The following is a 12,070-nucleotide window of genomic DNA, read 5'->3' on the forward strand; positions in this document are numbered from 1 at the left end:
GCTAGTTGGCGTTCAGAGTGCCGCGCACTGGGTGGTGCGGGGGCCGTGCACGGTGTTGGCGATGCCGAGGTTGGTCGGCGTGGGGTTGTTGCCGGTGCAGGTGAGAGGGCCGCGGATGGTGGAGCCGGCCAGCAGTGGGATGTCGGTGCCGGTGGTGTTGCCGGTCAGGCTGACCGGGCCGGCGACGGTGACGTCGATGATGGAGACCGCGTCGGTGGTGTTGGCGATCTGGATGGGGCCGTTGACGGTGCTGTCGGCGAGCAGGACGCCGGCGGCGCCGCTGGCGGTGACCGGGCCGCTGATGGTGGTGCCGGTGGTGACGAGTGCCGCGCCGGCGCGGACGGTGACCGGCCCGTTGACGGTGGCGTTGGCGGCGCAGGTGAAGCCGGTGACGACCAGGGGTCCGTTGCGTCGGCCGGTGAGGGTCGGGTAGACGCGTTCGCCGTCGGTCAGCTTCTCCACGCCCAACGGGTCGAGCAGCAGTGGGATGAGGCCTCGTTCGGGCTGGTTGAGGGGGACGTACCAGCCGTCCGTGGTCTTGATGACCTTCCAGCCGTGGGCGGCGATGCGCTGGGCGACGGTGGTGCCGACGCCGCCGGGTCCGTCGGTGCGCGGGCCGTTGTACTGGGCGTCGGTGAGCTTGTAGGCGCACGGCGCGTTGTCGAGGATCAGGTTGGCCGGGGGCGCGTCCAGGGGCGGCGGGCTGTCGCCCGGGTGGGGTGCGGGGTGGGCGGGGATGGGGCGGGAGCCGCGGAAGACGAGGCGGCCGGTGTTGGCGGCCTGGATCTCGATGGCCTCGGCGCGGGAGGTGAGGATGTCGCCGCGGTCGGTGCGGTGGTAGTCGAGGAACTGCTGGAACGTCCAGAGGGCGGAGTAGGTCTTGCGGCGCCGGTTGTTGGCGGTGTTGCCCTCGTCGGGTCGGGTCTGGCCGCCGGAGCTGCGCAGCTCCAGCAGGGAGTTGGTGACGTTCTTGAGGCCGAGGGTGTTGCGCAGGATGGTTTCCTCGCTGAGGCCGACGTTGCCGCCGCCTTCGCAGCCGTAGGGGCAGGGCCACCAGCCGGCTTCGGCGCCCTTGGCGTACATGTGGCCTTCGATCATGTCCTGGGACTGGTCGAAGATGGGCTGGGCGACGTTCTGGTGCCGGGGCGGCAGCATGGGCAGGTCGCCGGCGCGGGAGTTGCCGAACTCGTGGCCGTCGTAGCCGGCGACGGGTCGGTAGTCGCGGACCATCGTGATGTACGCGGCGGTTTCGGGTTGGCGGATCAGGGAGTAGTCGCGGTTGAGGTCCTGGCCGGTGGAGTTGCCGCGGGTGTTGGCGGCGCGGCCGTCTCCGTTGATGGTGGGGACGATCAGGACGGTGGTGTGGCTGAGCAGGTCGGTGATGCGGGGGTCGGTGCTGAAGGCGAGTTGCCGGGCCATGATGAGGCAGGCTTCGCGGTCGCCGGGTTCGTTGCCGTGCACGTTGCAGTTGATGGCCACGGGTGCGGTGGCGGCGACGGCTGCGGGGGTGGCGGCCGGGGTGGGATGTCCGATGACCAGCATGTTGATGGGCCGGTTCTGGACGGTGCGGCCGAGTTCGACGACGCGTACCCGGTCGCTGAGGGCGTCGATGGCGGCGGTGTAGGCGTACTCGTCGGTGTCGCTGGTGTACTGCGCGGCGTGGGTGGTCTCCCACTGGGTGCGCAGCTGTTGGCCGGGGGTGTCGGGGTTGCCCCAGGGTGCGGTGGTGGTGGCGGTGACGGGGTCGGAGTAGGGCTGTTCAGTGGTGCCGGTGCGGGCGCGGACGCGCCACTGGAAGCTGTCGCCGGGGTTGAATCCGGAGTCGGCGAAGGTGGGCGCCTGCTGGTTGATCTGGCGGTTGGGGCGCCAGACGCCGACGATTGTCGGTGCGCCGGTGGGGGTGCCGTTGGTGTCGATGGCGGTGCGTTCGATCTGGTAGTCCGTGGCGCCGTCGACGGGCGTCCAGGCGAGGGTGGCGTAACCGTCGGCCTGGCGGACGGTGAGGTCGGCGACCTGGTTCGGTTGTGCGGCGCTCTGGGCGTTGGCGGGGGTGGGTGCGGTGGTGAGGGTGAGAGCGATGAGGGTTGCTGCGGCGACGAGGGTGGATCGCTGGCGTCTCATGTGGCCTCCGACTGTTTGATCGTGGCGCGACCCGCCCAGCATGATCGTCGGAGTTCGTCGATGCAATGATCTTGAGGCAATCTTGCGGCTCGGCGCTGGCTGCGTGGAGGTCGGGTCGGTCTTCAGCCGAGGTCGACCAGCAGGGGGCGGTGGTCGGAGATGGTGGACGGTGGTGCGGTGACGGCCCGTACGGGTGGGAGCTGGTTGAGGGCGTGCCGGTCGGCGAGGACGTGGTCGAGTTGGACGCGGGGCTGCCCGGAGGGGTAGGTGGGGAGTCGGCCCAGGGGGCGCCAGCCGGAGATGAACCGGGCCGGGCCGGCGGGCAGGTTGAGGTCGCCGAGCAGGACGCGGGGGCCGGGTAGCGCGCGGAGGGCGCGCACGGTCTGGCGGAGTTGGCGGGCGTTCCAGCCGGGCACGAACGACAGGTGGGTCGCGGCGGCGGTGAGGGGGCCGTGTGGGGTGTCGAGGACGGCGGCGAGGACGACGCGGGGTTCGTCGTGCAGCAGGATGAGGCCGCCGCCGGGGCCGGGGACGTAGACCGGTGAGCGGACGGGGGCGGGCTTGAGTCGGGTGACGTGCCAGCTGCGTACGGGGTGGCGGCTGATGAGGCCGATGCCGTAGCAGGGTTCGCCGTGGCCGTCGTCGTCGTGGCGCAGGGGGCGGAACTGTTCGCCGGGGGTGCCGACGACGGCGGCCGCGAAGCGGTGGTGTGGCGCGTCGAGGGCTCGGGCGGCGATGGCGGTGAGGTCGAGGTTGCCGCTGCGGTGTTGGTCGCGGTCGACCTCCTGCAGGGCGAGGACGTCGGCGTCGAGGGCGCGGACGGCGGCGGCGAGTCGGTCGGGGTTGACGAGCCCGTCGGTCAGGGATCGTCCGTGCAGCAGGTTGAAGGTGGCCAGGCGCACTCCTGCACCCTACGTCCCCGTGGCAGGGTTGCCGTGTGGTGAAGGTGCTGCTGTGTTCGATGCTGGTGTTCGTGGCGGTTGGCATGTTGGGGGTGTGGTTGCGGCGTTCGCGGGGTCGTTGACGGGTGAGGCTGGCCACTTCGGGCGTCGGTGGGTCGGGTGGGGTGGGGAGAATTGCCGCCCGTGGACGCCGTATCGCTGAGTACGTTGCTGGTCGCCGCCGCGATGGCCGGGTGGGTGGACGCCGTGGTCGGCGGTGGTGGGCTGCTGTTGTTGCCGGCGTTGCTGGTGGCCGCGCCGGGGTTGCCGGTGGCCACCGCGTTGGGCACGAACAAGTTGGCGGCGATCTTCGGTACGGCGACGGCGGCGGCGACGTACGCGCGGCGGACGAAGCTCGACTGGCGGGTGGTGGGGCCGGCGGCGGGGTTGGCGGTGGTCAGCGCGGGGGTGGGTGCGGCGCTGGCCGGGGCGGTGCCGGCGTCGGCGTACCGGCCGGTGGTGTTGGTGGTGTTGGTGGCGGTGGCGGTGTTCGTGCTGCTGCGTCCCCGGCTGGGGGTGGTGGCGGTGCCGGCGCGGCGCACGCCGGCGCGGGTCGCGGTGGCGATCGGCGTGGCCGGGTTGGGCATCGCCCTGTACGACGGGTTGATCGGTCCGGGTACGGGCACGTTCCTGGTGTTGGCGTTCACGGCGCTGATCGGTGCGGACTTCGTGCACGGGTCGGCGATGGCGAAGGTGGTCAACGCGGGCACGAACCTGGGTGCGTTGGTGGTGTTCGGGGTGACCGGGCACGTGTGGTGGTTGCTGGGCGCGGGGATGGCGGTGTGCAACATCGCGGGCGCGGTGCTGGGTGCGCGGATGGCGTTGCGCCGTGGTTCGGGTTTCGTGCGGGTGGTACTGCTGGTGGTGGTGCTGGCGTTGGTCGCGAAGTTGGGTCACGACCAGTGGGTGGCCCGCTGACGGAGGCGGGTGGGCCCGCCCTAGGCGCGGCGGCTGGGTGAGTCGAAGCGGCCGGCGCGGATCTCGCGCAGGGCCCGGCGGCGGGTGTCGCCGCGCAGGGTGTCGACGTAGAGGGTGCCGCGCAGGTGGTCGGTTTCGTGTTGCAGGGCGCGGGCGAGGAAACCGGTGCCGCTGATGGTGAGCGGTTCGCCGTGCTGGTCGACGCCGTGGGCGGTGGCGTGCAGGGCCCGTACGGTGGGGAAGTACAGCCCGGGGATGGACAGGCAGCCTTCCTCGTCGTCCTGGAGTTCGTCGGACAGTTCCAGGGTGGGGTTGATGAGGTGGCCGCGGTGTCCGTCGGCGTCGTAGACGAACACCTGGGCGCTGACGCCGATCTGCGGTGCGGCGACGCCGGCGCGGCCGGGCTCGCCGAGCAGGGTGTCCATGAGGTCGGTGACCAGGGCGCGTAGCTCGGCGTCGAAGGTGGTGACCGGCTCGCATTCGGTGCGCAGGACGGGGTCGCCGATGATCCGGATGGGCCGCATGGTCATGCGGGTCAGCGTATCGCCGTCGGTGGTGGGGTCAGCGTCCGGCCAGGGTGGCGCGGATGGGGGTGGTCTTCGCGGCGGCTTCGGCGACCTCGGCGGCGGGGTCGCTGTCCCAGGTGATGCCGCCGCCGGCCCAGGTGTGCAGCAACTCCCCGTCGGCGGCGGCGGTGCGGATGGTCAGGCCGAGGTCGACGCGGCCGGGTGCGACCCAGCCCAGCGCGCCCATGCTGGCGCCGCGGCCGACGGGTTCGAGGCCGGCGATGTGGGTCAGGGCGGCGAGTTTCGGTGCGCCGGTGACGGAGCCGCCGGGGCAGGTGGCGCGCAGCAGGTCGGCGAGGCCGAGGCCGTCGGCGGCGGCTGCCCGTACGGTCGACTCGGCCTGCCACAGGTCGCACCAGCGGCGCACGGTGAACAGGTCGTCGACGGTGACGGTGCCGGTGCGGGCGATGCGGGCGAGGTCGTTGCGTTCCAGGTCGACGATCATGATGTGTTCGGCGCGTTCCTTGGCGCTGGTGAGCAGTTCGGCGCGGCCGGCGGCGGTGGCGGGGCGGGTGCCCTTGATGGGTCGGGTGATCAGGTGCCCGTCGCGGACCTCGATGAGGGTTTCCGGGGAGGCGCAGCCGATGGCCCAGTCGTCGCCGGTGAGGACGCCGCCGTAGCGGGCGCCGGGCAGCGCGCCGAGGCGGAGCAGGGCGGGCAGCGGGTCGCCGGTGTAGGGGGCGGCGGCGTGGCCGACGAGGTTGGCCTGGTAGACGTCGCCGCGGCCGATGGCGGCGCGGATGGCGTCGACGGCGGCGGCGTGCTGCTCGGGTGTCCAGCTGTCGGTCCAGTCGCCGAGCCACCAGGGTGTCGCCGCGCGGGCGGGGGCGCATCGGGTGGGGCCGTGGTCGTAGACGACGACGGCGAGGTCGGGCAGGGCCGGGGCGGGTTCGGGCGCCGCGGTGGGGGCGCCGGCCAGGTGTGCTCCGGCGGCGGCGGACAGGTAGAGCGCGGCGCCGCAGGCCCCGGTGTCGTGGTGGGTGGGGGTGGGTCGGGTGAGGTCGCGCAGGTTCAGGCCGTGCGCGGCGAGGAACTCCTCGGCCAGGATGGCGGGGTCGCCGCCGTCGGTGCGGCGCCAGTGCAGGCGGGCGCGTTCAGCGAGCGTGTCGCGACACGCGGTGGGCGCGGCCGGCACATCGACCAGCACCTGTGGGAGCGTTTCCACGCCGTATGGTCCGACCTTCCTCATCCGTTCAGTGGATTTCCCGTACGCCAGGCCGGCACCTGCTCGATGCTGGACACTTTCGCTTGGTACTGTGCGTCACTGGTCATGTGAACCATGACACAGTGCCCCCACAGTCCGGAGAACCCGATGTGCCAGCACCAACCGACCTGCCCCTTAGCTGAAGCCACCGACCGGGAAGCCGCCCGGGTCCTCGCCTGCTTCCCTGAGCAGGGCTGGAGCCTGCTCTGCAACGGTGTCATCGTCTTCGAGGACACCGGCGAGTTGCTCCCCGACGGCAGCAGCATCGCACCGCACCGCGGCCCCGCCCGCCACGCTCTCGTGGCCTGAACGACCACCCAGAGTTACCACACCGCCGCCGTCGACCCAGGCTAGTCCCCCGGTACGGGACGTCTCCGCCCAGGTCGCGGCGCAGCCGGGGCGGCCAGAACCGCCCGCCCCGGCCCGCCGACGTCAGTCCTCGAACGCCTCCGGCGACGGGCACGAGCAGACCAGGTTCCGGTCCCCGTAGGCGCCGTCGATGCGCCGCACCGGCGGCCAGTACTTCCCCGCCCGGTCGGTCCCGCCCGGGTACGCGCCCACCGACCGCGGGTACGGGTGCGGCCACTCGTCGCCGCTGACCATCGCCGCGGTGTGCGGCGCGTTCGCCAGGGGGTTGTCCCCCGCCGGCCACTGCCCCGACCCCACCTGCTCGATCTCCGCCCGGATCGCGATCATCGCGTCGCAGAACCGGTCCAGCTCGGCCAGGTCCTCGCTCTCGGTCGGCTCCACCATCAGCGTCCCGGCGACGGGGAACGACATCGTCGGCGCGTGGAAGCCGTAGTCGATGAGCCGCTTCGCCACGTCGTCGACGCTCACGCCGGTGGCCTTCGTCAACGGCCGCAGGTCGAGGATGCACTCGTGCGCCACCAGGCCCTTGTTGCCGGCGTACAGCACGCCGAAGTGCCCGCGCAGCCGCGCCGCCACGTAGTTCGCGGCGAGGACGGCCACGCCGGTCGCCCGGGTCAGGCCCTCGGCGCCCATCATCCGCAGGTACGCCCACGGGATCGGCAGGATCCCCGCCGACCCGTACTTCGCCGCCGAGATCGCCGGGGTGGCGTCGGCGTGCGCGCCGAGCGGGTCACCGGGCAGGAACGGCGCCAGGTGCGCGCGCACCGCCACCGGACCCACACCGGGGCCACCGCCGCCGTGCGGGATGCAGAACGTCTTGTGCAGGTTCAGGTGCGACACGTCCGCGCCGAACGTGCCCGGCTTGGCGAACCCGACGAGGGCGTTGAGGTTCGCCCCGTCGACGTACACCTGACCGCCGGCGTCGTGGACCTTCGCGCACAGCGACGCGATGCCCGTCTCGTACACGCCGTGCGTCGACGGGTACGTCACCATGATCGCGGCGAGCGCGTCGCGGTGCTTGTCGATCTTCGCGTCCAGGTCGACGAGGTCGACGTTGCCGTCGTCGTCGCAGGCCACCACGACCACCCGCATGCCGGCCATCACCGCGCTGGCGGCGTTCGTGCCGTGCGCCGACGACGGGATCAGGCACACGTCGCGGTGCGTTTCACCCCGCGACGCGTGGTAGGAGCGGATGGCCAGCAGGCCGGCCAGCTCACCCTGGGAGCCGGCGTTGGGCTGCACGCTGACCGCGTCGTAGCCGGTCACCTCGGCCAGCCACGACTCCAGCTGCCCGATCATCTCCCGGTACCCGGCGGTCTGGTCGTCCGGCGCGAACGGGTGGATGTGCGCGAACTCCGCCCAGCTGACCGGCTCCATCTCGGTGGTCGCGTTCAACTTCATCGTGCACGACCCGAGGGGGATCATGCCCCGGTCCAGGGCGTAGTCGAAGTCCGACAGCCGCCGCAGGTAGCGCAGCATCGCCGTCTCCGAGTGGTGACTGCGGAACACCGGGTGGGTCAGGAAGTCCGAGGTCCGGGCCAGGCCGACGGGCAGGGCCGCGTCGGCGTCGCCGTCGAACGCGTCCACACCGAACGCCGCCCACACCGCGCGCAGGTGCGCGTCGGTGGTCGTCTCGTCGCAGGACATGCCCACCCGGTCGGCGTCGACCAGCCGCAGGTTCACCCCACGCTCGGCCGCCGCCGCGACGACAGACGCCGCGCCGCCCGGCACGCGGGCGGTGATCGTGTCGAAGAACGCGACGTCCGCGACGTCGACGCCGCCGGCGCGCAGCCCGGCCGCGAGCCGCGCCGCCATGGCGTGGGTACGCGCCGCGATGGCGCGCAGCCCGTCCGGGCCGTGGTAGACGGCGTACATGCCGGCCATCACGGCGAGCAGCACCTGCGCGGTGCAGATGTTGCTGGTCGCCCTCTCCCGCCGGATGTGCTGCTCGCGGGTCTGCAACGCCAGCCGGTACGCCGGGTTGCCGTCCGCGTCGCGGGACACCCCGACCAGGCGCCCGGGCAGCATCCGCTCCAGGCCCGCGCGGACCGCCAGGTAGCCGGCGTGCGGCCCACCGAAGCCCATGGGTACGCCGAAACGCTGGGTGGTGCCGGCGGCGATGTCCGCGCCGATCTCCCCCGGCGCGCGCAGCAGCGTCAACGCCAGCAGGTCCGCGGCGACGGTCACCAGGGCCCCGACGGCGTGCGCCGCCTCGACGAGCCGCGCGTGGTCCCGCACCGCCCCGGACGCGCCCGGGTACTGCAGGTGCAGTCCGAAGAACTCCGCCGGCAGCTCGTCGCGCTCGACGTCGAGGACCCGCACGTCGATGCCGAGCGGCACCGCCCGGCTGGTGATCACCGCGATGGTCTGCGGCAGGGCGTCGGCGTCGACGACGTACACCCCGCTCTTGCTCTTGGACGCGCGCCGCGCCAGGGTCATGGCCTCCGCGGCGGCGGTGCCCTCGTCGAGCATGGAGGCGTTCGCGGTGGCCAGGCCGGTCAGGTCGGTGACCATGGTCTGGAAGTTCAGCAGCGCCTCGAGGCGGCCCTGGCTGATCTCCGGCTGGTACGGCGTGTACGCCGTGTACCAGGCCGGGTCCTCCAGGACGTTGCGGCGGATCACCGCCGGGGTGTGCGTGCCGTGGTAGCCCAGGCCGATCATGGAGACGGCGACGGTGTTGCGGGCCGCGAGGGCCCGCAGCTCGGCGATCGCCTCGGCCTCGGTGGCGGGATCGGGCAGGTCGAGGGTGCCGTGCCAGCGGATCACCTCGGGGATCGCGGCGTCCATCAGCTCGTCGATCGAGTCGTGCCCGACGACCTCCAGCATCCGACGCTCATCGTCGGGGCCGGGACCGATGTGACGGGTGGCGAACTGCTCTACGGACATCAGGGGCGCTCCCGGGCGAGGTCGACGGATCGGCCTCCCCCTCTGTCGCGCCCGCACAGCGCTCCACAGTGCCTGCCCACGAGGTCCTTTTGCCTGAGAGGTTCCGGGGAGGATTTGCCCCTTCGGCGCCGCCCCTGCTGCTGTCGGGCGGTCTCTCCCACGTGGGTGGTACCGGCATGGTCAACGCTACCAGCGCCGGTGTTTCCGGCAGATGTCCTACCCCTTGAACGTCACACGCCGGCCGGCGCGGCCAGCGGCGCGGCCCCGCCGACGACCCGGTCGGCCAGCACCGGCAGCAGCGCCCCCAACGGCGCGTCGACGCACACCGTGGCGTACCCGTCACCCCGGGTCGGCCCCTGGTTGACGATCGCGACCGGAATGCCGTGTTTCGCGGCGCGAATCACGAACCGGCGCCCCGACATGACCGTCAACGACGACCCGAGCACCACCACCGCCCGCGCCTGCTCCACCAGCGCGAAACACCGCGCCACCCGCTCGGGCGGCACCGTCTCGCCGAAGAACACCACGTCCGGTTTCAGCATCCCCGTCCCGCAGATCCCGCAGTCCACCGGCCGGAACCCGGCGACCTGCTCGTCGGGGAGATCCACATCACCGTCCGGGTTGACGGCGGCGACGCGGGCCACGAAGTCCGGGTTGGCCTCGCGCAGCCGCCGGTCCACCTCCTCCCGGGAGGTCAGGTTGCCGCAGTCCAGGCAGACCACCTCGTCGAGACGGCCGTGCAACTCGACCACCCGGTCGCTGCCGGCGGCGCCGTGCAACCCGTCGACGTTCTGCGTGATCACCGCGTCGACCAGGCCGGCGCGTTGCAGCCGCGCCACCGCCCGGTGCCCGGCGTTCGGCGCCGCCCGCGCGATCAACCGCCACCCCAGGTGGCTGCGCGCCCAGTACCGCCGCCGGGCGAGGGGATCCCGGGTGAACGCCTGGAAGGTCATCGGGGTGTGCCGGCGGGCCACCCCACTGGGCCCCCGATAGTCCGGGATACCCGACTCGGTGGACAGGCCCGCCCCGCTGAGCACCACCACCCCACCACCGGCCACCAGCGAGGTCAACGCCTCCAGGCTCTTCGTCACCCCTTCATGCTGCCTCAGCGCACCCGCCGACGCCGAACACCCGGCAGCGGTCACGTGGCGGCGGTCACGTGGCGGCGCCGCACACCCGCGACAACCAGCCCGTCGCCGTCTACACCGCGACGACGTCAGCGACGACGCAGGCGATGTTGTCCGGCGCCCCCGCGGCCCGCGCCGCGGCGACCAGGTCCCGCACCGCGTGTTCCGGATCGGCGGCCGCGCTCAGCGTCGAGAACAGGGCGGCCCGGTCGACGACCGCCCACAGTCCGTCGGAGCACAGCAGGTACCGGTCACCGGGCAGCGCCGCCCGCAGCGCCAGGTCGGCCTCGACCTGCTGACCGCCGCCCAGCGCGCGCACCAGCAGCGCCCGCTGGGGGTGCGCGCCCGCCTCGTCGCGGTCGAGGCGGCCCTGATCCACCTGGGCCTGCACCCACGTGTGGTCCTGCGTCAACAGGGACAGCTCACCGTCGCGCAGGAGGTACGCCCGGGTGTCACCGACGTGCACCAGCGCCAGGTGGGTGCCGCTGCGCAGCAGCGCGGTCAGCGTGGTGGCCGGCTGGTGGTCGTCGGTCGCCAATTCGCGTACGACCCGGTCGGCGTCGGTGACCGCCCCCGCCAGCATCGTCAGCAGGTCGACGGCCGGCCCGTCGGTGAGATCCAACGCGGTGAGGGCGTCGACGGCGGCGGCGCTGGCGGCCCCGCCGCCGGGCCCTCGCACCCCGTCGGCGACCGCCAGCAACCGGTCACTGGCGTACGCGACGTCCTCGTTGCTGTCCCGCACGGTTCCGGTGTCACAACCGGCGGCGTAGCGGACGGCGACTGTGCGGTTCGTTCTCGACACGGTGGCGCTCCCTTCGGACAGGTGATCCACGAGGAGGCTGGCGAGCCGGGCGCGAGCCGCGGTGTCGACCGACACCTGCCGCCAGTACGCGGTGACCGCCTCCGCCGCCGCCGCGGGCTCCAGGTCGCACACGGCGCGGATCTGCGCCAGCGGCATGCCGATGCGACGCAACTGGGCCACCAGCCGGGCCAGCGGCACCTGCCGCGGGTCGTAGAGCCGGTATCCCGACTCGGGATCCACCGCGGCCGGCGCCAGCACTCCCACCCGTCCGTACAGGCGCAACGCCTTCGGCGTCAGTCCCGCCGCCCGGGCGAACGCCCCGATGGTCAGCAACCCCACGTCGGCATCCTCCTCGCGCCGGTCACGGCGACCGGCACGCACCACCCTGGGGGTTGCCCACAGGTCAAGGTCAAGCCCGGCGACACCGCCGCCGGTAGGTTGGGCCCATGCGTGTTGTCATCGCCGGAGGCCACGGCAAGATCGCCCTGCTGCTCCAGCGGCACCTCGCCGGCCGCGGCGACTCCGCCGTCGGCCTGATCCGCAACCCCGACCAGGCCGACGACCTGCGCGCCGCCGGCGCCACCGCGGTCGTCTGCGACCTCGAACACGCCGACGTCGACGAGGTCGCAGCGCACCTGCGCGACGCCGACGCGGTGGTCTTCGCCGCCGGCGCCGGCCCCGGCAGCGGCGCCGCCCGCAAGGACACCGTCGACCGGGCCGCCGCCGCGCTGCTCGCCGACGCCGCCACCCGCGCCGGCGTCCACCGCTACCTGCTGGTCTCCTCCATGGGCGTGGACAACCCACCCGCCGCCGGCACCGACGACGTGTGGGCCGCCTACCTACGCGCCAAACGAGCCGCCGAGGACGACCTGCGCGCCCGCGACCTGGCCTGGACGGTGCTGCGCCCCGGCCGGCTCACCGACGACGAACCCACCGGGCACGTCACCCTCACCCAACACGCCGGCCGAGGCGACATCAGCCGCGCCGACGTCGCCCTGGTCCTCGCCGCGCTCCTGGACGAACCCCGCACCGCCGGCACGACCCTGGAACTCGTCGGCGGAACGACACCGATCGCCGACGCCGTCCGCGCCGCCGCGAGATGACCCCCGGGCTGGGGTCGCGGTACGTGACCCCAG

General features: G+C 73.1%; 10 protein-coding genes and 1 riboswitch. Of the genes, 3 read left to right on the forward strand and 7 right to left on the reverse strand.

The genetic code is table 11. From position 1 onward, the window contains the following. Window positions 1-12 precede the first annotated feature (12 nt). Window positions 13-2,121, reverse strand: a complete 2,109-nt coding sequence (locus tag ACFYPR_RS18910) for a M14 family zinc carboxypeptidase (protein WP_387261169.1) — start codon at window positions 2,119-2,121, stop codon at window positions 13-15. 122 nt (window positions 2,122-2,243) lie between these two features. Next, window positions 2,244-3,023, reverse strand: coding sequence for an endonuclease/exonuclease/phosphatase family protein (locus tag ACFYPR_RS18915; RefSeq protein ID WP_354855303.1), 780 nt, complete (start codon window positions 3,021-3,023; stop codon window positions 2,244-2,246). A gap of 183 nt (window positions 3,024-3,206) precedes the next feature. Here ACFYPR_RS18915 and ACFYPR_RS18920 point away from each other — a divergent pair, with 183 nt between their 5' ends. Then, window positions 3,207-3,980: a TSUP family transporter gene (locus ACFYPR_RS18920; protein WP_387184827.1), complete on the forward strand. Its 774-nt coding sequence runs from the start codon at window positions 3,207-3,209 to the stop codon at window positions 3,978-3,980. Between the two features lie 20 nt (window positions 3,981-4,000). Here the strand turns inward: ACFYPR_RS18920 and def are convergent, their stop codons facing one another. Both def and ACFYPR_RS18930 read right to left on the reverse strand, forming a co-directional pair. Further along, entirely contained in the window at window positions 4,001-4,510 is a 510-nt protein-coding gene (gene def / locus ACFYPR_RS18925; protein WP_354855305.1) for a peptide deformylase, read from the reverse strand. A gap of 31 nt (window positions 4,511-4,541) precedes the next feature. Then, window positions 4,542-5,735, reverse strand: coding sequence for a chorismate-binding protein (locus tag ACFYPR_RS18930; RefSeq protein WP_387184830.1), 1,194 nt, complete (start codon window positions 5,733-5,735; stop codon window positions 4,542-4,544). A 123-nt stretch (window positions 5,736-5,858) separates the two neighbouring features. On the opposite strand from ACFYPR_RS18930, the gene ACFYPR_RS18935 reads away from it, so the two are divergent. Next, complete coding sequence (locus ACFYPR_RS18935) at window positions 5,859-6,059, forward strand: DUF5999 family protein (RefSeq protein WP_234586185.1); 201 nt, start codon at window positions 5,859-5,861, stop codon at window positions 6,057-6,059. A 123-nt stretch (window positions 6,060-6,182) separates the two neighbouring features. Here the strand turns inward: ACFYPR_RS18935 and gcvP are convergent, their stop codons facing one another. From gcvP to ACFYPR_RS18950, 3 genes are all read right to left on the reverse strand, one after another. Next, window positions 6,183-9,005, reverse strand: a complete 2,823-nt coding sequence (gene gcvP / locus ACFYPR_RS18940; RefSeq protein ID WP_387261172.1) for an aminomethyl-transferring glycine dehydrogenase — start codon at window positions 9,003-9,005, stop codon at window positions 6,183-6,185. 71 nt (window positions 9,006-9,076) lie between these two features. Next, window positions 9,077-9,175: riboswitch (glycine riboswitch) on the reverse strand. Between the two features lie 60 nt (window positions 9,176-9,235). Next, a complete protein-coding gene (locus tag ACFYPR_RS18945; protein WP_387261175.1) occupies window positions 9,236-10,096 on the reverse strand; it encodes an NAD-dependent protein deacetylase in 861 nt (286 codons plus the stop codon). A gap of 109 nt (window positions 10,097-10,205) precedes the next feature. Next, window positions 10,206-11,273 (reverse strand): MerR family transcriptional regulator, encoded by a 1,068-nt coding sequence (locus ACFYPR_RS18950; RefSeq protein ID WP_387261178.1) that lies wholly within the window; start codon window positions 11,271-11,273, stop codon window positions 10,206-10,208. A 107-nt stretch (window positions 11,274-11,380) separates the two neighbouring features. Here ACFYPR_RS18950 and ACFYPR_RS18955 point away from each other — a divergent pair, with 107 nt between their 5' ends. Continuing rightward, window positions 11,381-12,037, forward strand: a complete 657-nt coding sequence (locus tag ACFYPR_RS18955) for an NAD(P)H-binding protein (RefSeq protein ID WP_387261181.1) — start codon at window positions 11,381-11,383, stop codon at window positions 12,035-12,037. The last annotated feature ends 33 nt before the right edge of the window (window positions 12,038-12,070 follow it).

It is taken from the genome of Micromonospora sp. NPDC005254, assembly GCF_042872525.1.
GTDB lineage: Bacteria > Actinomycetota > Actinomycetes > Mycobacteriales > Micromonosporaceae > Micromonospora.